Raw genomic sequence first — 20,731 nt, 5'->3', positions numbered from 1 at the left:
GTGGGTCATCGTGACGCCCTCGTGACGTTGTGTCAGGTGGGGGTGGTGGGGTTGGTGGAGCTGAAACGGCGCGTGTGGCGTTGTTCCGTCAGGCGTGGGTGGCGGGGGTGAGCGGCGGCACGGGCGTCGCCTCCACCGAGCGGGCGGCCCGGTCGAGCGCGCTCGCCAGGAGGGCCAGATCCGTCGGCCCGTTGCCCAGCTCACGGACCGGGCGGCGGGTCGGCGGATCGCCCATCCGCTCCCACTCCAGCGGGACGACCGTCGGCCGGAGCGTCGCCGTCCGGGGGATCCGGCCGGTGACACGACCGCCCTGGAAGGGGGTCAGCCGGCCGTCCGGATGCCCGAGGCGCCCGCGGCCGGGCGCGGGGACGTCCGGGCCCGCGGTCGCCGGGGGCGCGTCGAGCACGATGCGCAGCCGGGCCCCGTGGGCCAGTTCGGTGTCGGAGGTGCGGTCCGGGCGGGCCGAGGTCGCGACGAGGTGCACCCCGAGCCGCTCGCCGTTCCGGGCGACGGCTTCCAGCGCCCGTACGACCGAACCGGCGGCGGGCCGGCCGGGGGCGCCGAGCGCGGGCGCGACGAGCGCGTCGAAGTCGTCGACGAGCACGATGAGGCGGGGGAGGTGGCCGGGCGCCGCGGCGGCCCTGGCGGGAGCCGAATCGCCGTGGGCGGGCGCGGGAATCCGCACCCCGGACTCGTCACCCGTGGACCGGGCGCCGCGACCGCCGTCGCCGAACCGGAGGGTGCGGCTGCCGGGACGGTCACCGAGGTCACCGTCGCCGGTCCGGGGGACACGACCGCTCGGGCGGTCGCCGAGGTCGCCTTCGCCGGTCCGGTAGGTGCGGCTGCTCGGGCGGTCGTCCAGGCCGCCGTCCCTGCGCGGCAGCCGTCCGCTGGGCGTGTCCGCGAGGTAGGCGTCACCGCCTCCCGAACGGGTCCGGGCACCGGACCGCTCGTCCGCCGCACCGTCCACGGCCCGGGGCACGCGGCCACTGGGGTGGTCGGTGAGGTCGCCCGCGCCGGGGTAGGGAGTACGTCCGCCGGGCGGCCCCGTGAGGTCGTCCGCACCGGTCCGGGAGACCCGGCCGCTCGGCCGGCCGCCGATGTCGCCCGCGCCCGGGTAGGCGCTACGGGCACTCGGCGGGCCCGTGAGGTCGTCCGCGCCGGTCCGGGGCACGCGCCCGCTCGGGTGGCTGCCGAGGTCGTCGTCGTTCGTGCGGAGGGTGCGGCCACTGGCGCGGCCCCGGACGTCGTCGGAGGACGAGTACGTGATCCGGCCGCTCGGGCGTCCGCCCGGGTCGTCCGCGCCGGGGTACGGGCTCCGGCCGCTCCTCGAACTGGGCAGCGCGCCGATCGTGCCGTCGCCGGTACGGAGCGTGCGGCTGCTCGGGCGGTCGGTCAGATCACCCGGGTACGGGGTCCGGCCGCTCGCCCGGCCGTCGATGTCGGTCGGGTACGGGGTGCGGCTGCTGCCCCGGCCGTCGATGTCGGTCGGGTACGGCGTCCGGCTGCTGCCCCGGCCGTCGATGTCCGTGGGATACGGCGTCCGGCGGCTCGGGTCCTCCGGCTCCGGGACGCGGGCCGTCGCACGCGCGCCCCTCGGGACCGACTCCGCCGCGCTCGGGGTCCGCTGGCCGATCAGCCGGTCCGTGGCGGCGGGCGCCGCGCGCGTACCCCTGCGGTCGGCGAAGTGACCGTCACCCAGCAGCTCCGCCCGGCGCTTCAGCTCCGCGCCGAGCGCCTGTGCGAACTCCCGCATCCGCACCGGGTCCGAGGCGATCAGATGCTCGGTGACGTGCGGCAGTTCCGTACAGGCCGCGAGTCCTTCGCCGCGCTCGCCGCCCGCCCCGTCCACCAGGAGCAGGCCGAGCCGGTCGGGCCGGCCGCCGGCCGCGAGGGACGCGGCGATCGACCGGAGCAGTTCCGTGCGTCCGCTGCCCGCGGGGCCCTCGATCAGCAGGTGCGGGCCCTCCTGGGTGAGGTCCACGGCGAGCGGCCCCCGGGGGCCCGCGCCCAGGACGACCGTGCCGTCACCGGCGGAGGCCCAGCGCGCCATCAGGGAGGCGGGGGTGGCGCGGGCGAGCCCGAGTTCGTCGAGGAGCCGGGCCTTGGGCGGCAGCGCGGAGGCGCGGGCACCGGGCGCCGCCGCCGCGTCCGTGCGCAGCGGGGCCAGCGCGCGGCCGAACCGGTCGGCCCAGGCGACGGACACCGCGTCGACCACACCGACGGTGCCGTGGCCCGCGACCCGCCCGCCGGAGGTCCTGAGCAGGCGCAGCGCCGTCGCCACGTCACCGCTGAGCAGCGCGGCGGCCCCGCACTCGCGGAAGGCGAGGGAGGAGGCGCAGGCCGTCTCGTACGTGGCCGCGACCGGGGACACCGGGGAGGCCGAGGGCGCCTCGGCGAGGCACAGGAGGTGGATTCCGGCGGCGGCGCCCGCCACGGCCAGCCGCGCCACGGTCTCGCGGAGCGCCGCCGAACCGGGGTCGCCGTCCACGACCACGACCGTGACCGGGCCCTCGTGGCGGGCGGCGGCCTCGGCGACGGACGCGCGGTCGGCGCTGGGCCAGCCGGGGCCGAGGGGGCCGTCGTCGAGCCGCCGGGTCAGCTCCGCCGTACGGGCCTGGGCCTGCTCGCGGTCGTACGCCAGGAGCAGCCGGGCGTCCTGGCCGTGCGCGGGCCGGACGTGCGGGAGCCAGCCGAGCCAGCCCCAGGCCCGGCGCCGCTCGTCCAGCGAGCGGTTCCGGTCGGCGCTGATCAGCACGATCTCCAGATCGGCGGGGGAGTGCAGGGCGGCGAGCTGGGCGACGACGGACCGGGCGAGCCCGGCGAGCCGGTCGGCGGGGCCGGCGAGGCCGAGCGAACCGGCCTCGCGCAGTCCCACGGTGACCGGTACGCCCGACAGGTCGGCGCGGTCCGTGGTGCCGAGCCGGACCACCAGGGCCTCGGGGTGGTGCCGGCCGCGCTCCCAGAGCCGGGGGCCGGGACCGAGGGCGGTGAGCAGGACGGTGGCCGGGTCGGGCCAGGTGTCGGCCGCCGGTACGGGTAGGGGGGCGTCGGCACGCGAGCCCGTGCCCGTACGCGTGCCCGCACCGTGCCGGGCTCCGGCATGGGTGTCGGGGGCGGACCGGTCGTCGGCGGCGGGGGCCGGGAACTCCTCGCGCCCGCCCGCCAGACGCCGGGCCCACGCGCCGAGTCCGCGCTTGCCGTTCCCCCGGGAGGACGAGGGGGCGGCGGCCTCCGACGGGGCCCGGTTCCGGGCCGCGTCGCTCCCGTGCTGGCCGGTCCTGTCGTGGGGCGTGCCGTCGTCGTGTCCGGCGCCGCCGTCGTGGAGGTCTCCCGCGCGCGCGTGGCCGGGGGAGCCGTCGCCGTAGGGGGTGTCGTAGGGGCGCGCGTACGGGTCCTCGTACCCGCGCTCGTACGGGTCGTCGGCCGGGCCGCCGTGCAGGGCGCCGCGCGCGCCGCCGTGCGTGCTGTCGTCCGCCGGTCCGCCGGGAGCCCGGCCGGACGCGCCCGCGTGGCCGGGCCGCTCCGGTCCGTCCGCGCCGAGCGCGATCCGCAGGTGGCCCTCGCCGTCCGGGGCCGTCGCCCTCGCGTCCGTACCGTCGAGGCCGTCGCCGGGGCCGGTCAGCCGGAGGGCGGATTCGCCGAGGCGGAGCAGCGCGCCGGGGCGGAAGCGCACCGGGCGCTCGCCGACGGGCACGCCGTCGAGGGTGGTGCCGTTCGTCGAGCCCCGGTCGGCGACGGTGACCCTGCCGTCCTCGCCGACGGTCACCGTGCAGTGCGCGCGGGAGACGTCCGGGTCGTCGAGCGGTACGTCGGCGTCGATGGAACGGCCGATTCTGATCGGTCCGCCGTGCAGCAGATGCACCCCGCCCGCGTCCGGACCCGCCACCACGTGCAGTCGGGCCGAGGCCGTCTCACGGACGCGCTCGTCGGGGCCGGGGACCTGGAGGGAGAGGACCGCGCCGTCGACGAGCGGGGGCTCGCCGAGCACGCAGCGCCGGTTGTCGAGCCGCTCCGCGCCCGCGTAGAGCACGGTCGTGCCCGAGGCGGAGGTGTCGGGGCCCGTGACGGCGGCGGCCAGGTTCGAGGCCACGGCGGAGAGCGCCGTCCCGGCGGGGGCCGTGACGAGCACGTCGCAGGCGCGCCCGGCGCCGTGGCCGGCATACGGCGCGAGGACGGTCAGCCGGATCTGCATCGCCGTCAGCGGTCCCTTCTGCGCGAGATGCCGGCAGGGGAACCGCCCTGTGACTCCCCCCACCCGGCACGGACGCGTCGTCCGGTACAGGTCTGCACGGCGCGGGGCTCCCGACCCCATCGATGCGACGTGCTGTAGGCATCCTCGCACCTGCCACCGACAACCCGCCCCCGGGTCGGCCGGAAGTGATCTTGAATGGTCGGCTGTGGACGCAAAAGTGCCTGCTTGAGCATGCCTTCGGAACATGCCCGGCAACCATCGCCGCCCGGGAAGCGTCTTCTTCCGGACAGAACGCCTGACGGAACCCGGACAGAACGCCCACCGGGGCAACCGGCGGTACGACCACCGGAACAACCGGCCGTACGACCACCGGAACAACCGGCGGAACGCCCGCCGCGAAGCCCGGCGGATCCCCCGACGGGACCTTTACGCGCTCCGGGGACACTCCCGGCGCGGCCTTCGGGAAACGGCCTGTGGACGACCGGCCGGTACCCCGTTCGGCGGCACTAAAGTGGGTCGGACACCCGGACGGGTCACAACAGAGGACAGGGACCCAGGGAACACCTCCGGTACACCCCAGGACGACGATCAGCAGGGAGCTCGTGACGTGCGGCCTATCGGCAGCAAGTACCTGCTCGAGGAGCCGCTCGGCCGCGGCGCCACGGGCACCGTCTGGCGAGCCCGCCAGCGGGAGACGGCGGGCGCCGAGGCGGCCGTGCCCGGCCAGCCCGGCGAGACCGTCGCGATCAAGGTCCTCAAGGAGGAGCTGGCCAACGACGCGGACATCGTGATGCGCTTCCTGCGCGAGCGGTCCGTGCTGCTCCGGCTGACCCACCCGAACATCGTGCGCACCCGCGACCTGGTCGTCGAGGGCGATGTCCTCGCCCTCGTCATGGATCTCGTCGAGGGCCCCGACCTGCACCGGTACATCCGGGAGAGCGGCCCGCTCACCCCGGTCGCCGCTTCCCTCCTGACCGCGCAGATCGCCGACGCGCTCGCCGCGAGCCACGCCGACGGCGTCGTCCACCGCGACCTGAAGCCGGCCAACGTGCTGCTGGCCGAACAGGGCGGCCAGATGCACCCGATGCTGACGGACTTCGGCATCGCGCGCCTCGCGGACTCCCCGGGCCTGACCCGCACCCACGAGTTCGTCGGCACGCCCGCGTACGTGGCGCCGGAGTCCGCCGAGGGCCGCCCGCAGACCTCCGCCGTCGACATCTACGGCGCGGGCATCCTGCTCTACGAACTGGTCACCGGCCGTCCCCCGTTCGCCGGCGGCACCGCCCTCGAAGTGCTGCACCGGCACCTCAGCGAGGAGCCCCGCCGCCCCTCGACCGTGCCCGGACCCCTGTGGACGGTCATAGAGCGCTGCCTCAGCAAGGACCCCGACCGGCGGCCGAGCGCGGAGAACCTCGCGCGCGGTCTGCGCGCGGTCGCCGCGGGCATCGGCGTGCACGCGACGCCCGCGCAGATCGAGGCGGCCGAGGGCGTCGGCGCGCTCCTCGCCCCCGACCCGGCGCCCGCGCCGGTCCCCGGGACCCCGGAGCCGGTGACCCCGGGCGCGGCCGACCCCACCCAGGTGCTGCCCACCGGTGCGGCCGGTGCCGGGATGCCGCCGCAGTACGACCCCGCCGGCGCGACCAGCGTCCTGCCGGCCGGCGGCCCCATGGGCGGCGCCGACCCGACGGCCGTCATGCCCCCCGTGCCGCCGCAGCCCCCGCAGGGCGCGCAGTCCGAGGAGCCGCACCCCTGGCAGAGCCAGCTGCGGGCGGCCCGCGACCGCAACGAGCAGACGCAGGTCCAGTACCTGGACCCGAGCGAGGACCCGCTGCGCCGGCGCCCGCAGCGCCAGCCGCAGCAGCCGCCGCAGGACCGCCCGCAGCCCGGCGGGTACGGGCAGCAGCCCGGCCGGCAGCAGTACGGACAGCAGCCGCCGCAGCCGTATCAGCAGCAGCGTCCGGCCCAGCAGCGCCCCGCGCCCCAGCCGTACCCGCCGCAGCATCAGCAGCACCAGCCGCAGCAGTACGCGCCGCCGCCCGCGCCCCAGCAGTACGCGGCGCCCCAGCAGCAGTACACCCCGCCGCAGCCGCCGCCCCAGGCCCCGGCGCCCCGCGAGCCGCGCCCGCCGCGACAGCGCAGCGCCAACCCCGTGAGGATCCCCGGTCTCGGCTGCCTCAAGGGCTGCCTGATCATGATCGTCCTGTTCGTGGTCGCGGGCTGGCTCGTCTGGGAACTGACCCCGCTCCAGGACTGGGTCGCCCAGGGCAAGGGCTACTGGGAGGCCATCGGCGACGGCATCACGACCGTGACCGACTGGATCTCCTCGATCGGCGATTCCACCGGTTCCGGGGGTACTACCGGCGGTACGGGGCAGTAATACTGCCGATTTATCGACTTCCGAGGGGTGAATTCCCCTCGGAAGTGACGACCGGCGGCCGTGGACGCGTAACTTTGCACCGAACCGCAGCCGCTGAGGGAGCAGTCTTGGCACGGAACATCGGCAGCCGCTACACCACCCACCAGATCCTCGGGCGGGGCAGCGCCGGAACGGTGTGGCTCGGCGAGGGGCCCGAGGGGCCCGTCGCCGTCAAACTGCTGCGCGAGGACCTGGCCTCCGACCAGGAACTCGTCGGCCGCTTCGTCCAGGAACGGACCGCGTTGCTCGGCCTCGACCACCCCCGGGTGGTCAAGGTCCGCGACCTCGTCGTCGACGGCAACGACCTGGCCCTCGTCATGGACCTCGTCCGCGGCACGGACCTGCGCACCCGGCTCGACCGGGAGCGGCGCCTCGCCCCCGAGGCGGCCGTCGCGATCGTCGCGGACGTCGCCGACGCCCTCGCCGCGGCGCACGCCGCCGGGGTCGTCCACCGGGACGTCAAGCCGGAGAACATCCTGCTCGACATGGAGGGCCCGCTCGGGCCCGGCGGCTCCCACCCCGCCCTCCTCACCGACTTCGGCGTCGCCAAGCTGATCGACACCCCCGGCCGCACCAAGGCCACCCGGATCATCGGCACCCCCGACTACCTCGCCCCCGAGATCGTCGAGGGCCTCCCGCCGCGCGCCGCCGTCGACATCTACGCCCTCGCGACCGTCCTGTACGAACTGCTCGCCGGCTTCACCCCGTTCGGCGGCGGCCACCCCGGCGCCGTCCTGCGCCGCCATGTCACCGAGACCGTCGTCCCGCTGCCCGGCATCCCCGAGGAGCTGTGGCAGCTGATCGTGCAGTGCCTCGCGAAGGCCCCGGCCTCCCGGCTGCGCGCCTCCGAGCTGGCCGCCCGGCTCAAGGACGTACTGCCGCTGCTCAAGGGCATCCCGCCGCTCGACGTGGACGAGCCGGGCGCGGAGCCGGCGCCGGAGCCGTACGAGGAGGACACGTACCCCACCGGTACGGCGAGCGGTGAACCCGGCCCGCGCCGGGCCGCCGTCCCGCTGGTCCCCGGCGCCTCCGCCGACTCCAACCGCGACACCCACACCTCGATGCGGGTGCCCGCGCCCGACGAGCTGTCCGGCGGGCCCCTGGGCACCGCCCGCGCCCCGCGCCCCGCGGGGGCCCGGCGCCCCGGCTCGGCCCGCCACAAGGCGGGCGCGGTCCGCAAGAGACGGATCACCCTCGGCGTCGCTGCGGTCGTCGTGGCCGGCGCGCTCGGGGTGGGCGGCTACCTCGCGGTCTCCGGGGACGCGGAAGCGCCGCCGCAGGACTCGAAGCAGTCCTCCCGGCCGTAGCACCCGTCACAGCCCCCTCACGGGCCCCTCGTGGGCCCCTCGTGGCCAAAGGTTCGGCTCCAGGCCCGGAGCCGTTACGCTGGACGCGTGGCAGTCGTCGATGTATCCGAAGAGCTGAAGTCCCTCTCCTCGACCATGGGGTCGATCGAGGCCGTCCTGGACCTCGAGAAGCTGAGGGCCGACATCGCCGTGCTCGAAGAGCAGGCCGCGGCCCCGTCCCTGTGGGACGACCCGGAGGCGGCGCAGAAGATCACGAGCAAGCTTTCGCACCTCCAGGCCGAGGTCCGCAAGGCCGAGACCCTGCGCGGGCGCATCGACGACCTCGCGGTGCTCTTCGAGCTCGCGGAGGAGATGGACGACCAGGACACCCTTGCCGAGGCCGAGACGGAGCTGACCTCCGTCCGCAAGGCCCTCGACGAGATGGAGGTCCGCACCCTCCTCTCCGGCGAGTACGACGAGCGCGAGGCCCTGGTCAACATCCGGGCCGAGGCCGGCGGCGTCGACGCCTCCGACTTCGCCGAGCGGCTCCAGCGCATGTACCTGCGCTGGGCGGAGCGCCACGGCTACTCGACCGAGATCTACGAGACCTCGTACGCGGAGGAGGCCGGCATCAAGTCGACCACCTTCGTGGTGAAGGCGCCCTACGCCTACGGCACGCTCTCCGTCGAGCAGGGCACCCACCGCCTGGTCCGCATCTCGCCCTTCGACAACCAGGGGCGTCGTCAGACCTCCTTCGCCGGCGTCGAGATCCTGCCGGTCGTCGAGTCCTCGGACCACGTCGAGATCGACGAGTCCGAGCTGCGCATCGACGTCTACCGCGCGTCGGGCCCCGGCGGCCAGGGCGTCAACACCACCGACTCGGCCGTGCGCATCACGCACCTCCCGACCGGCATCGTCGTCTCCTGCCAGAACGAGCGCTCGCAGATCCAGAACAAGGCGAGCGCCATGAACGTCCTCCAGGCCAAGCTCCTGGAGCGTCAGCGCCAGGAGGAGCGGGCCAGGATGGACGCCCTCAAGGACAGCGGCAGCTCCTGGGGCAACCAGATGCGCTCGTACGTCCTCCACCCGTACCAGATGGTCAAGGACCTCCGTACGGAGTTCGAGGTCGGCAACCCGCAGGCCGTCCTGGACGGCGAGATCGACGGCTTCCTGGAAGCGGGCATCCGCTGGCGCAAGCAGCAGGACAAGTAGTCCCACGGCAGTCCGGTCCGGGCCCCGCACCTTTCGGTGCGGGGCCCGGCGCCGTTCCGTCCGGCCGCGCGGATTCGCTGACGCAAGCGAAAGATGGGTGGTCGGGGCGCTTTGTCGACAAGGGAACTGCTGTGGTGGGGACCGGAGTTCTGGGTTTACGTCACAGTTGCATCGTCGCATGTGGGGTACTCCGTGATCTTTCGGGCATCGCACGCGCAACGACCTTGACGCTGCATCGGAAACTCGGAAGGGTGACGTACTGGCATGCGCATTTCTGGGGCGCGTGCGAACGGGGGCCGGCCCAGTACCGCGGGTGCCGCCCCTGTCGCGTGCCCCGAGCGCTGCCCCATGACGAGATGAGCTACTGGGGGTAGCAGCCAGATGACCAAGCAGATGCGAGTCCGTATCGCGCGCATTGCCGCCGGTGCGGTGATCGCCGCCGGTGCGTCGCTCACCGCGGCGGGTGCGGCGCAGGCCGTGGGCGCCTTCGGCGCAGAGCCGCTGAGCCCGAATGAGACGTGCATGCCCGGTGGCACCGGCTGCGAGACGACGGAGCCCACCACCGAGCCTCCGACCACGGAGCCCACGACGGAGCCGCCCACCACGGAGCCGACGACGGAGCCCCCGACGACGGAGCCCACCACCGAGCCTCCGACCACGGAGCCCACGACGGAGCCGCCCACCACGGAGCCGACGACGGAGCCTCCGACCACGGAGCCCACCACCGAGCCTCCGACCACAGAGCCGACGAAGGAGCCCACCAAGGGCCCCAAGCCGACCGCGACGACCGGCCCCGGCCAGACGGGCTCGCCCGTCACCCCGGTCGAGGAGGGCGGCGGCACCGACGCCGGTGACCCCGGCACCTGCACCGTCGACCTCGACGGCGCCGAGTGCGTCGACGCCGGCAACAGCAACACCGACACCGACAACGCCGGCTCCCAGCCGGTGCAGCAGGGCACGGCGAAGGAGGAGCTCGCCGAGACCGGCGCGGCCGAGACCTCGTTCCTGCTCATCGGTGCCGCGACCATGATCGCCGGTGGCATCGGCTTCCGCATGCTTCCGCGTCTCGTCGCCGGTGGCCGTACCGCCGCCTGATCGAACCGCGTGAGCGCCTGATGTACGGCACCTGCCGTACGGGCGCACGAAGAAGGGCCGGGGAACTCCTCCCCGGCCCTTCTTCGTGCTCTCCGGCTCGTGTGGCTCGTGTGTCGGGCCGCGCGGCTTGGATCCGAAAGACGGGACCTAGATCGTGCGGACCGCCGCGAGCAGGGCGATCGCGGCCAGCAGGGCGATCGCCAGCGTCAGCAGCATCGCGGGCGACGGACCCTGTGGGGTCAGACGCTCCCGGTTCGCGCGGCAGACGGGGCAGCGGCCCTCGGCGACCGGGGCCGCGCAGTTGGCGCACACCAGTCGGTCGTAGGTCATGCGCTCTCCTCCTCCCGCACTGGGCTATACACCAGGACAACGCCCGGAGGGGTCCGGACGTTCCCCCTACCACTCTGCCAGCTCCGCGGCGTTTCGGCGCGCCCCGCCGGTACGCCCCGGTTCCGCCCCCGAGGGCGAAAAGGATAAACGTCGCAAGCCCGGACCGCGACTGCGCGGGCCTTCTCCGTTCGCGTAAGGTCACGCACACCTACTCCCGGCCGACCGTGGTGCATCCGTGATCCGATTCGACAACGTCTCCAAGTCCTATCCGAAGCAGAGCCGCCCCGCGCTCCGGGATGTCTCCCTGGAGATCGAGAAGGGGGAGTTCGTCTTCCTCGTCGGTTCCTCCGGCTCCGGAAAGTCGACTTTCCTGCGACTGCTCCTGCGTGAGGAGCGCGCCAGCCAGGGCCAGGTGCACGTCCTCGGCAAGGACCTGGCCCGGCTCTCCAACTGGAAGGTGCCGCAGATGCGGCGTCAGCTGGGCACCGTCTTCCAGGACTTCCGCCTGCTGCCCAACAAGACCGTCGCGGAGAACGTGGCCTTCGCCCAGGAGGTCATCGGCAAGCCGCGCGGCGAGATCCGCAAGGCCGTGCCGCAGGTGCTCGACCTGGTCGGCCTCGGCGGCAAGGAGGACCGGATGCCCGGCGAGCTGTCCGGCGGTGAGCAGCAGCGCGTGGCCATCGCCCGCGCCTTCGTCAACCGCCCGATGCTGCTGATCGCCGACGAGCCCACCGGCAACCTCGACCCGCAGACCTCCGTCGGCATCATGAAGCTGCTCGACCGCATCAACAGGACAGGGACCACCGTCGTCATGGCGACCCACGACCAGAACATCGTCGACCAGATGCGCAAGCGCGTCATCGAGCTGGAGAAGGGCCGCCTCGTCCGAGACCAGGCGCGCGGCGTCTACGGATACCAGCACTGAGCAGCTAGGGGACAGAACACACCATGCGCGCTCAGTTCGTGCTCTCCGAGATCGGTGTCGGTCTCCGGCGCAATCTCACGATGACCTTCGCCGTCATCGTCTCCGTGGCCCTTTCGCTCGCCCTCTTCGGCGGCGCGCTGCTCATGCGCGAGCAGGTCAGCACGATGAAGGACTACTGGTACGACAAGGTCAACGTCTCCATCTTCCTCTGCAACAAGACCGACGCCGCCACCGCGCCCAAGTGCGCCAAGGGCGCGGTCACGGCGCAGCAGAAGGAGCAGATCGAGGCCGACCTCAAGAAGATGGACATCGTGGAGAACGTCCACCACGAGTCCGCCGACGAGGCCTTCAAGCACTACAAGGAGCAGTACAGCGACACCGCCATCGCCTCCGTCATCACGCCGGACCAGATGCAGGAGTCGTTCCGGGTCAAGCTCACGGACCCGGAGAAGTACAAGGTGGTCGCCACGGCCTTCGCGGGCCGCGACGGCGTCGAATCGGTCCAGGACCAGCGGAACATCCTGCAGAACCTCTTCGACCTGATGAACGGCATGAACATCGCCGCCCTCTGTGTCATGGGTCTGATGCTGGTCATCGCGCTGATGCTGATCGTCAACACCGTCCGCGTCTCGGCGTTCAGCCGCCGCCGTGAGACCGGCATCATGCGGCTCGTCGGCGCCTCCAGCTTCTACATCCAGATGCCGTTCATCATGGAGGCCGCCTTCGCCGGACTCCTCGGCGGCGGCGTCGCGTGTGTGATGCTGCTCGTCGGCCGGTACTTCCTGATCGACCACGGCATCGCCCTCGCGGAGAAGATGCAGCTGGTCAACTTCATCGGCTGGGACGCCGTCCTCGCCAAGCTGCCGCTGGTGATCGCCATCGGGCTGCTGATGCCCGCCGTGGCCGCCTTCGTCGCGCTGCGCAAGTACCTGAAGGTGTGAGAAGACACCTCTGACGGTGGATGGCGTCGTACGGCCAAAGCCCGTGCGGCGCCATTGCCTTGTCCTAGAGTGGGCGCCATGCCGACCGGCACCGACCTTCTCTGTCCCCGGCCCCGCGGAGTGCTCCGTGGGGCCGTTCTGACGTTGCTCTTCACCGGGGTCCTCGCCACCGCCGCCGCCACCGGGTCACTGCCCCGGCAGGAGTCCGCCGCGCGGCAGGGCGGGGCGTCCGGGGACGCCGCGGACGGCTCGACCGTCGACGGCGCCGCGCTCAGCCGGGCCGCCGCCGCGGCCATGGCCGACGGGAAGTCGGGCAAGAAGGCCGCCGAGGAGTTCGTCAGCCGCAGCGGCGACCGCTGGGGCGCGGTGTACGACAAGAAGGAGTACGCCGAGTTCGAGCAGGCCCTCGACGGCGCCTACACGGGCGTCGGGCTCTCCGCGGGCCGGTCCGACACGGGCCGGGTCCGGGTGACCCGGGTACGGGCCGGTGGCCCCGCCGAGCGGGCCGGGCTCAGGACCGGCGACCGGCTCGTCTCCGTCGACGGGCGCCCGGTCGACGGGCTCTCGGTCTCCGAGGTCGTCTCCCTGCTCCGCGGCGAGGGCGTGGAGGGCTCGGCCGTCGCCCTCCGGGTGGAGCGCGGCCGCGCCGCCTGGACGCAGACGCTGCGCCGGGCCCGGGTCGCGACGGAACCGGTCACCGTGAGCCGGCTCGACGACGGGACCCTGGTGATCCGGGTCGCCGCCTTCACCAAGGGCGCGGGCACGCGCGTGCGTGACGCGGTACGGGCCGCCCCGGCCGGCGCCGGGGTCCTCCTGGACCTGCGCGGCAACGCGGGCGGCCTGGTCTCCGAGGCCGCCGTGGCCGCCTCCGCCTTCTTCGACGGCGGCCTGGTGGCCACGTACGACGTCCGGGGCGAGCAGCGGGCGGTGTACGCGGAGGGCGGCGGCGACACCGGAAGGCCCCTGGTGGCGCTGATCGACGGGGGCACGATGAGCGCGGCCGAGCTGCTCACCGGCGCCCTCCAGGACCGGGGCCGGGCGGTCACGGTCGGTTCGCGCACCTTCGGCAAGGGCTCGGTGCAGATGCCGAGCGAGCTGCCGGACGGCTCGGTCGCCGAGCTGACCGTCGGCCACTACCGGACTCCGGCCGGTCATGCCGTGGACGGACGGGGGATCCTGCCGGACCTGGCGGCGGGGGAGCGGGCCGAGGACCGGGCGAGAACGGTATTGAGTGGCCTCGGAGGGGGCTCGTAGTGCGAAAATGAGTGCACTATGGCAAAGGGACTCGTGAACGTGCAGGGCAAGCCTGCGAAGAAGAACCAGGACAAGGCGCCCGAGCGCAAGCTGATCGCGCAGAACAAGAAGGCGCGCCACGACTATCACATCGTCGACACCTACGAGTGCGGTCTGGTGCTCATGGGCACCGAGGTGAAGTCGCTGCGGATGGGCCGTGCCTCGCTGGTCGACGGCTTCGTGCAGATCGACCGCCACGAGGCGTGGCTGCACAACATCCATGTGCCCGAGTACATGCAGGGCAGCTGGACCAACCACTCGGCGAAGCGGAAGCGCAAGCTGCTGCTGCACCGCGAGGAGATCGACAAGCTGGAGGCGAAGTCGCAGGAGACGGGTCACACGATCGTGCCCCTCGCCCTGTACTTCCTGAACGGCCGGGTCAAGGTCGAGATCGCGCTCGCCAAGGGCAAGAAGGAGTTCGACAAGCGGCAGACCCTCCGCGAGCAGCAGGACACCCGGGAGACCAACCGGGCCATCGCGGCGGCCAAGCGGAGGCAGCGGGCGGCCAAGACCGCCTAGCCGGGCGGCCGGGACCGCCCGGCGGCGCGGCAGCGGGTAATACGCTGGCGACAGCGCCCGTCGGTCACGTACGATGGGTCTCGCACCTCACAGCGGGTGCGGCTTTTGAAAACACAACATGGGGATGATCGGTTTCGACAGCGGATACCGATGCAGAGGAAGCGTGTCGAGGAAGCGGCAATGATCTCGTAAACCATATGTCGCAACCAATAATCGCCAACTCCAAGAGCGATAACTCCCGCTTCGCCCTCGCTGCCTAATTTTAGGTAACGACTAGAAGCCTCTGTGAGGAGCGTCAGCCCGGGGGTGGTCCCGACCCGGATCCTGGCGTCATTTAGGGATCTAAACCTCTCACCTCGGTCACGGGGGTGAGGGGGAAATCAAACAGTGACTGAGCCCGTCGGAGACTTGTCCGCGTGATCTCCGGGGCTGAGAAACTCGTAGCGGACTGCACACGGAGAAGCTCTGTTTCCGTACCGTTGGACGCGGGTTCGATTCCCGCCATCTCCACCGAGCGTCCGAGGGGGCCCGCCCTCCCGGACACCTCATCCCATGTGGGCAGAGGCCCGGCAGTCGTCACGACGACCGCCGGGCCTTCGTCATGCCGGGGCCGGGGCCGCCCACCCCGGTCGCCGTGCACAGGGCCAGGGCCAGCGCCGCCGCGGCGGCCGGGACGAGGAAGCCGAAGGCGGCGAAGGGCGCGTGGTCGGCGGCCCAGCCGCCGGTGGCCGAGCCGATCGCGATGCCGCCGAGAAGGGCGGTCACGGCCAGTGTCATCCCCTCGTTGAGCTGGGACGGCGGGGTCAGCCGCTGGACCATGCCCATGCCCGTCACCATCGTCGGCGCGGTCGCCATGCCCGCCACCAGGAGTCCGGCGGCCAGCGCGAGCAGCGAGCCCGTCGAGGCGGCGAGCAGCGGCACGGTCATCAGGGCGGCCATCGCGGCCAGGCACGTACGGAGCCGGGCGGTGCGGCGGGCGCGGCCGTAGAGCAGGCCCGCCGCGCCGGAGCCGGCGGCCTGGAGGGCGAGCACCGGGCCGGCGACGGGGCCGTCCACGAACGCCAGGGCCACCACCTCCATGGAACCGAAGATCGCCCCGGTGGCGAGGAAGACCGTCATGAGCGGGACCATGCCGGGGACCCGCAGCGGGGAGCCGGCGGCGGTGCGCGGGGCGATCGGCGGCTCGGTGGAGCGCTGGGCGGCGAAGAGCAGGACGCCGCCGAGGAAGAGGACGGCGCCGGTGAGGGTGCCTGCCTCCGGGAAGAGCGCCGAGCAGAGGAACGCGGCGATCACCGGGCCGAGCATGAAGCACAGCTCGTCGGCGGCCTGCTCGAAGGCGTTGGCGGTGTGCAGGGCGTCCGGATCGCCGCGCAGCAGATGCGCCCAGCGGGCCCGGGACATGCCGCCGGTGTTCGGGGCGGTGGCGGTCAGCGCGGTCGTGACGAAGAGGGCCCAGACCGGCGCCTTCTCGTGGACGCAGAGCAGCAGGACGAGATGGCCGAGGACCGCGTACGCGGTGGCGGGGACCGCGATCCGGGCCTGGCCGTACCGGTCGACGAGCCGGGCGATCCAGGGGGCGGTGAGCGCCCCGGCGGCCATGCCGGTGGCGGTGACGGCGCCGGCCAGGGCGTACGAGCCGTACGCCGCCGCGATCATGATCACGGCGCTGACGCCGAACATGCCCATGGGGAGCCGGGCGATCAGATTGCCGGCGGTGAAGGCACGGGTGCCGGGGAGGGCGAAGAGGCGGAGATAGGGGTTGCGGGGGGTGGGGGCGATGGCGTCGGTGGTGGTCGTCGCGGTGGGGGCCGGGCGGTCGCTTTCGCGGTAGCGGGGGGCGAGGGCCGGGCCCGCCGGGGTCAGGGTGAGGTCCGGTTGCGGCATGGACCAAGGTTCGGGGGAGCGGGCCCGCCGGGTCCAACACCTGTTCGGTGGTCATTCACGCGCCTGTGTTGTTAAATGCGCCGGTGGCCCTCCCGACCGTCTCACGCGCCCCGCGCGACCTCGACCCCCGCCTCCTGCGCGCCTTCGCCGCCGTCGCCGAGGAGCTGCACTTCACCCGCGCCGCCGCCCGCCTCTACGTCGCCCAGCAGGCTCTCAGTCGCGACATCCGGCGCCTGGAACGCGAGTTGGGCGCCGAGCTGTTCGTACGGACCACCCGGCAGGTCACCCTCACCCCCGAGGGCGAACGCCTCCTCCCTTACGCACGGCGGGTGTTGACCGCCCACGACGAACTGACCGAGGCCTTCGGGGCCGCGCCCCGGCCCCTGCTCGTCGACCTCAACAGCCCCGGCCTCGCCCAGGGGGACGTCCTGTCCCGGGCCCGTGAACTCGCCCCGGAACAGGAGCTGATGGCCCGCTACGAGAGCGGGCTCACCGGCGCCGTACGGGAGATCCTCGCCGGTCGCCTCGACGCCTCCTTCGGCCGGTACGGAGGGCTCGACGCGGCGCTGCGGGCGCGGCTCGGCGTGCAGTTCGTACGGTACGAGCGGATGGCCGTGATCCTCCCCGAGGGCCATCCGCTCGCCGGGCTGCCCGAGGTGCCCCTCGCCGCCCTCGCCGGGGAACGGATCTACGCGGGCGCCGGGAACGACCGCACGCCCGAGTGGACCGACCTCGCCGCCCGGCTCTTCGCGGGACGCGGCATCGAGGTCGCCCCGCCCGCGCCGCTCGCGATCGGCAAGGAGGAGTTCCGCCGCATCATGGCCAAGCACCGCAACCCGGTGCTCGCCGTCGTCGACTTCCCGCCGATGCCGAACTGCGTGCTGCGCCCGCTCGTCGACCCCGTACCCCTGTCACCGGTGAGCCTGGTGTGGCGCAAGGGGCTGCGCCACCCCGGTCTGGACGCGCTGCGGGCCGCCGCCGCGGAGATCGGCGCGGCGGCGGGGTGGCTGGAACGCCCGGCAGGCTCCTGGCTCCCGGAGGACGAGCCGGGGATCCCGTAGCGGGTGGCCTGCCACACCCGCCGCAGACAAGCCCCCGCCGCAGGCAAGTCCCCCGCAGACAAGCCCCCGCCGCAGACAGGCCCCCGCTCACAAGCCCCCCACGTCCCGGGTGAGAGCAAGGTTCCGCCGCCGTCACCTCGCGGCACCGGCGCGAAACGCGGCCTCCCTAGCGTCGGTGGCAGGTGGATCCGGGCTATGGACGCCCCGGGACCCGACACCCGCGGAGGTACGACATGGGCGGCGGCCGGTGGATCGAACGGTGGGAGCCGGAGGACGAGACCTTCTGGCGCGAGACGGGGGAGCGGACCGCGCGGCGGAACCTGGCTTTCTCCGTGCTCTCCGAGCACATCGGCTTCTCGGTCTGGAGCCTGTGGTCGGTCATGGTGCTCTTCATGGGCCCGCAGTACGGCATCGACCCGGCCGGCAAGTTCTTCCTGATCGGGACCGCGACCTTCGTCGGCGCGCTGATCCGCATCCCGTACACCTTCGCCGTCGCCCGCTTCGGCGGCCGTAACTGGACGGTGTTCAGCGCCCTGCTGCTCCTGCTGCCCACCGGCTTCGCCTTCGCGGTGACCGAGCCCGGCACCTCGTACGGCACCTTCGTCCTGGTCGCCGCCCTCACCGGCATCGGCGGCGGCAACTTCGCCTCCTCCATGACCAACATCAACGCCTTCTTCCCGCTGCGGAAGAAGGGCTGGGCGCTCGGCCTCAACGCGGGCGGCGGCAACATCGGCGTCCCCGTCGTCCAGCTGGTCGGCCTCCTCGTCATCGGCACCGCGGGGGCGATGCACCCGAGGATCGTGCTCGGCGTCTACCTCCCCCTGATCGTGGTCGCCGCCGTGTGCGCCGCGCTCTTCATGGACAACCTCGCCCCGGTCAGGAACGACACCGGAGCCGCCAAGGAGGCCGTACGGGACCGCCACACCTGGATCATGGCCTTCCTCTACATCGGCACCTTCGGCTCCTTCATCGGCTATGGCTTCGCCTTCGGGCTGGTGCTCCAGACCCAGTTCGGCCGCACCCCGCTCCAGGCCGCCTCGCTCACCTTCATCGGCCCGCTGCTCGGCTCCCTGGTCCGCCCGGTCGGCGGCTTCCTCGCCGACCGGCACGGCGGCGCCCGCATCACCCTGGGGACCTTCGCCGCGATGGCCGCCGCGACCGGCGTGGTGATCCACGCCTCCGTGACCGAGTCCCTCACCGTCTTCCTCGTCGGCTTCATCGGGCTCTTCGTCCTCAGCGGCCTCGGCAACGGCTCCACGTACAAGATGATCCCGGCGATCTTCCTCGCCCAGGGGCACCGCGAGGGCCTCTCGGGCGAGGCCGCCGAGGCCCACGGGCGCCGCCTCTCCGGGGCCGCCATGGGCCTCATCGGGGCGGTCGGCGCGCTCGGCGGCCTCGGCATCAACCTCGCCTTCCGCCAGTCCTTCCGGGCCGCCGGCACCGGGACGGCCGCCTTCGTCGCCTTCCTGGTCTTCTACGCGGCCTGCATGGCCGTCACCTGGGCGGTATACCTTCGCCGCCCCACCGCCGTCCCCGCCACCGCTCCCTCCGCCGTCCCCGGGACCGCCGGGGACGGCACCCGGCCGGAGCCCCGTCCCGTCTCGGCGCGGGTGTGATCACCGGTGCCCGGCGCGGACCGTAACGACCAGGAAATACGGGCGAACCGAATCCGTCACGCGGTCCCGTCAGGCTCGGTCCCCATGGACGAGCAAGAGCACGGCCCCCTCGCCGGCTTCACGGTCGGCGTCACCGCGGCGCGGCGCGCGGACGAACTCATCGCGCTGCTCCACCGGCGCGGCGCCGCCGTCGTCCACGGCCCCGCCCTGCGGATCGTCCCCCTGGCCGACGACACCGAACTCCTCGCCGCCACCAAGGAACTCATCGGCCACGCCCCGGACGTCGTCGTCGCCACCACGGCGATCGGCTTCCGGGGCTGGGTCGAGGCCGCCGAGGGCTGGGGGCACGGGCAGGAACTCCTCGCCGTCCTGCGGGGCGTCGAACTCCTCGCCCGGGGGCCCAAGGTCAAGGGAGCCGTACGGGCCGCCGGGCTCACCGAGTCCTGGTCGCCCGGCTCGGAGTCCATGGCCGAGGTCCTCGACCGGCTCCTCGGCGAAGGGGTCGCAGGCCGCCGGATCGCCCTCCAGCTGCACGGGGAGCCGCTGCCCGGCTTCGTGGAGGCGCTGACGGCGGCCGGGGCCGAGGTCGTCGGCGTCCCCGTCTACCGCTGGATGCCGCCCGAGGACATCGGCCCGCTCGACCGGCTCCTCGACACGGTCCTCGCCGGCGGCGTGGACGCCGTCACCTTCACCAGCGCCCCCGCCGCCGCCTCGCTGCTCTTCCGGGCCGAGGAGAAGGGGGTACGCGCTCCGCTCGTCGACGCCCTGCGGCACGAGGTGCTCGCGGTGTGCGTGGGCCCCGTGACGGCGCTCCCGCTCCAGGCCGAGGGCATCACCACGTACCAGCCGGAGCGCTTCCGGCTCGGCCCGCTCGTCCAGCTGCTCTGCGGGGAACTGCCCGCCCGCACCCGGGTCCTGCCGGTCGCCGGCCACCGGGTGGAGGTGCGCGGCCACGCCGTCCTCGTCGACGGCGCCCCCCGGCCCGTCCCGCCCGCCGGGATGGCCCTCCTCGGGCTGCTCGCCCGCCGCCCCGGCTGGGTGGTGTCCCGGGCCGACCTGCTGCGTGCGCTGCCCGGCGCGGGCCGCGACGAGCACGCGGTGGAGACGGCGATGGCGCGCCTGCGGGCGGCGCTGGGCACGCCGAAGCTGATCCAGACGGTGGTGAAGCGGGGGTACCGCCTGGCGCTGGACCCGACGGCGGACGTACCCGACCCGACGGCGGACGTACCCGACCCAGCAGCGGACGTACGGGAACCCACGGAGGACGCACCCGACCCCGCGGTGGGCGACAAGCACGCCGGGTAGCGCCCGGCCCGCGCCACGCTGGGTAGCCCCCCGCCCGGCCCGCACCGCGCTGGGTACCGTACGCGGATGACCGAACACGACGTGCGGATCCGGGCCGCCCACCCCGACGACGCCCCCGCCCTGGCCCTCGCCCTCGTCCGCAACCGCGCGTACATGAAGCCCTGGGAGCCGTACCGGCCCGAGTGGTTCTACACCGCCGAGGCGCAGGCCGAGCGGCTCACGGACGGTGGGGTGCGGTGGTTCGCGGTCGCCGGGGACCTCGTCGTCGGCGGAGCCACCCTCTCCGGGATCGCCCTCGGCCCCTTCCGCAGCGCCTCCCTCGGCTACTGGGTCGACCAGGGACACACCGGGCGCGGACTGGCCACCGCGCTCGTCGAGGAGGTCTGCCGGGCCGCCCGCGAGGAACTGGGGCTGCACCGGGTCGAAGCGGGTACCGTCCTGGACAACCACGCCTCCCAACGGGTCCTCGCCAAGAGCGGGTTCACCCGCATCGGGACCGCGCCCCGCTACCTCCACATCGACGGTGACTGGCGCGATCACCACCTCTTCCAGCGCCTCCTGCACGACGACCCGCCGCCCGGTGTTCCGGCCTCCGTCCCCCCGAACGGTGATCTCGCCTGACACGGCGCCTTCCGGTGGCGTACGCTCGACGG

At 73.6% G+C, this 20,731-nt stretch carries 15 protein-coding genes and 1 other RNA gene; 13 read left to right on the top strand and 3 right to left on the bottom strand.

All coding sequences use genetic code 11. The annotated features are described in order from the left end of the window. Nucleotides 1–88 precede the first annotated feature (88 nt). The gene (locus tag V4Y03_RS12370; protein WP_332434952.1) at nucleotides 89–4,195 is read right to left on the bottom strand and encodes an FHA domain-containing protein; all 4,107 of its coding nucleotides are present in this window, start codon (nucleotides 4,193–4,195) and stop codon (nucleotides 89–91) included. A 607-nt stretch (nucleotides 4,196–4,802) separates the two neighbouring features. Here V4Y03_RS12370 and V4Y03_RS12365 point away from each other — a divergent pair. The 4 genes from V4Y03_RS12365 (at nucleotide 4,803) to V4Y03_RS12350 (ending at nucleotide 10,204) form a co-directional block, all read left to right on the top strand. Next, nucleotides 4,803–6,572 carry a serine/threonine-protein kinase gene (locus V4Y03_RS12365; RefSeq protein WP_332434951.1) on the top strand — a complete coding sequence of 590 codons (1,770 nt, stop codon included), beginning with the start codon at nucleotides 4,803–4,805 and terminating at the stop codon, nucleotides 6,570–6,572. Nucleotides 6,573–6,679: 107 nt separating this feature from the next. After that, complete coding sequence (locus V4Y03_RS12360; RefSeq protein ID WP_332434950.1) at nucleotides 6,680–7,918, top strand: protein kinase domain-containing protein; 1,239 nt, start codon at nucleotides 6,680–6,682, stop codon at nucleotides 7,916–7,918. Nucleotides 7,919–8,005: 87 nt separating this feature from the next. Then, nucleotides 8,006–9,109 carry a peptide chain release factor 2 gene (prfB, locus tag V4Y03_RS12355; protein ID WP_317878298.1) on the top strand — a complete coding sequence of 368 codons (1,104 nt, stop codon included), beginning with the start codon at nucleotides 8,006–8,008 and terminating at the stop codon, nucleotides 9,107–9,109. Nucleotides 9,110–9,490: 381 nt separating this feature from the next. Next, a complete protein-coding gene (locus V4Y03_RS12350) occupies nucleotides 9,491–10,204 on the top strand; it encodes an LPXTG cell wall anchor domain-containing protein (RefSeq protein WP_332434949.1) in 714 nt (237 codons plus the stop codon). A gap of 147 nt (nucleotides 10,205–10,351) precedes the next feature. On the opposite strand, the gene V4Y03_RS12345 is transcribed toward V4Y03_RS12350, so the two are convergent. Then, a complete protein-coding gene (locus V4Y03_RS12345; protein WP_317878300.1) occupies nucleotides 10,352–10,534 on the bottom strand; it encodes a hypothetical protein in 183 nt (60 codons plus the stop codon). Nucleotides 10,535–10,769: 235 nt separating this feature from the next. Here V4Y03_RS12345 and ftsE point away from each other — a divergent pair, with 235 nt between their 5' ends. The 5 genes from ftsE (at nucleotide 10,770) to ssrA (ending at nucleotide 14,725) form a co-directional block, all read left to right on the top strand. After that, on the top strand, nucleotides 10,770–11,459 hold the full coding sequence (gene ftsE / locus V4Y03_RS12340; RefSeq protein ID WP_030692056.1) for a cell division ATP-binding protein FtsE: 690 nt from the start codon (nucleotides 10,770–10,772) through the stop codon (nucleotides 11,457–11,459). A gap of 23 nt (nucleotides 11,460–11,482) precedes the next feature. Further along, nucleotides 11,483–12,400 carry a permease-like cell division protein FtsX gene (gene ftsX, locus V4Y03_RS12335; protein ID WP_332434948.1) on the top strand — a complete coding sequence of 306 codons (918 nt, stop codon included), beginning with the start codon at nucleotides 11,483–11,485 and terminating at the stop codon, nucleotides 12,398–12,400. 78 nt (nucleotides 12,401–12,478) lie between these two features. After that, nucleotides 12,479–13,654 (top strand): S41 family peptidase, encoded by a 1,176-nt coding sequence (locus V4Y03_RS12330; protein WP_332434947.1) that lies wholly within the window; start codon nucleotides 12,479–12,481, stop codon nucleotides 13,652–13,654. A gap of 18 nt (nucleotides 13,655–13,672) precedes the next feature. Beyond that, nucleotides 13,673–14,212 carry an SsrA-binding protein SmpB gene (gene smpB, locus V4Y03_RS12325; protein WP_317878874.1) on the top strand — a complete coding sequence of 180 codons (540 nt, stop codon included), beginning with the start codon at nucleotides 13,673–13,675 and terminating at the stop codon, nucleotides 14,210–14,212. 120 nt (nucleotides 14,213–14,332) lie between these two features. Next, nucleotides 14,333–14,725: a transfer-messenger RNA gene (ssrA, locus tag V4Y03_RS12320) on the top strand. A gap of 63 nt (nucleotides 14,726–14,788) precedes the next feature. Here ssrA and V4Y03_RS12315 read toward each other — a convergent pair. After that, the gene (locus V4Y03_RS12315; protein WP_332434946.1) at nucleotides 14,789–16,096 is read right to left on the bottom strand and encodes an MFS transporter; all 1,308 of its coding nucleotides are present in this window, start codon (nucleotides 16,094–16,096) and stop codon (nucleotides 14,789–14,791) included. An 83-nt stretch (nucleotides 16,097–16,179) separates the two neighbouring features. On the opposite strand from V4Y03_RS12315, the gene V4Y03_RS12310 reads away from it, so the two are divergent. The 4 genes from V4Y03_RS12310 to V4Y03_RS12295 all read left to right on the top strand — a co-directional run bounded on the left by V4Y03_RS12310 (nucleotide 16,180) and on the right by V4Y03_RS12295 (nucleotide 20,699). Continuing rightward, complete coding sequence (locus V4Y03_RS12310) at nucleotides 16,180–17,157, top strand: LysR family transcriptional regulator (protein ID WP_332434945.1); 978 nt, start codon at nucleotides 16,180–16,182, stop codon at nucleotides 17,155–17,157. A gap of 233 nt (nucleotides 17,158–17,390) precedes the next feature. Then, nucleotides 17,391–18,773, top strand: a complete 1,383-nt coding sequence (locus V4Y03_RS12305; protein ID WP_332434944.1) for a nitrate/nitrite transporter — start codon at nucleotides 17,391–17,393, stop codon at nucleotides 18,771–18,773. Nucleotides 18,774–18,857: 84 nt separating this feature from the next. Next, nucleotides 18,858–20,078 (top strand): uroporphyrinogen-III synthase, encoded by a 1,221-nt coding sequence (locus V4Y03_RS12300; RefSeq protein WP_332434943.1) that lies wholly within the window; start codon nucleotides 18,858–18,860, stop codon nucleotides 20,076–20,078. A gap of 66 nt (nucleotides 20,079–20,144) precedes the next feature. Beyond that, nucleotides 20,145–20,699 (top strand): GNAT family N-acetyltransferase, encoded by a 555-nt coding sequence (locus tag V4Y03_RS12295; RefSeq protein WP_317876017.1) that lies wholly within the window; start codon nucleotides 20,145–20,147, stop codon nucleotides 20,697–20,699. The last annotated feature ends 32 nt before the right edge of the window (nucleotides 20,700–20,731 follow it).

Origin of the sequence: Streptomyces sp. P9-A4, from assembly GCF_036634195.1 — a bacterium.
Lineage (GTDB): Bacteria > Actinomycetota > Actinomycetes > Streptomycetales > Streptomycetaceae > Streptomyces.
Note: the sequence above shows the minus strand (reverse complement) of the source record. Positions and strands in the feature narration are given on the sequence as shown.

Coding starts and splice junctions, on each gene's coding strand:
- V4Y03_RS12370 (WP_332434952.1), bottom strand. CDS start 4,195: ATGCAGATCCGGCTGACCGTCCTCGCGCCGTATGCCGGCCACGGCGCC.
- V4Y03_RS12350 (WP_332434949.1), top strand. CDS start 9,491: ATGACCAAGCAGATGCGAGTCCGTATCGCGCGCATTGCCGCCGGTGCG.
- V4Y03_RS12345 (WP_317878300.1), bottom strand. CDS start 10,534: ATGACCTACGACCGACTGGTGTGCGCCAACTGCGCGGCCCCGGTCGCC.
- ftsX (WP_332434948.1), top strand. CDS start 11,483: ATGCGCGCTCAGTTCGTGCTCTCCGAGATCGGTGTCGGTCTCCGGCGC.
- V4Y03_RS12330 (WP_332434947.1), top strand. CDS start 12,479: ATGCCGACCGGCACCGACCTTCTCTGTCCCCGGCCCCGCGGAGTGCTC.
- smpB (WP_317878874.1), top strand. CDS start 13,673: ATGGCAAAGGGACTCGTGAACGTGCAGGGCAAGCCTGCGAAGAAGAAC.
- V4Y03_RS12315 (WP_332434946.1), bottom strand. CDS start 16,096: ATGCCGCAACCGGACCTCACCCTGACCCCGGCGGGCCCGGCCCTCGCC.
- V4Y03_RS12305 (WP_332434944.1), top strand. CDS start 17,391: ATGGGCGGCGGCCGGTGGATCGAACGGTGGGAGCCGGAGGACGAGACC.
- V4Y03_RS12300 (WP_332434943.1), top strand. CDS start 18,858: ATGGACGAGCAAGAGCACGGCCCCCTCGCCGGCTTCACGGTCGGCGTC.
- V4Y03_RS12295 (WP_317876017.1), top strand. CDS start 20,145: ATGACCGAACACGACGTGCGGATCCGGGCCGCCCACCCCGACGACGCC.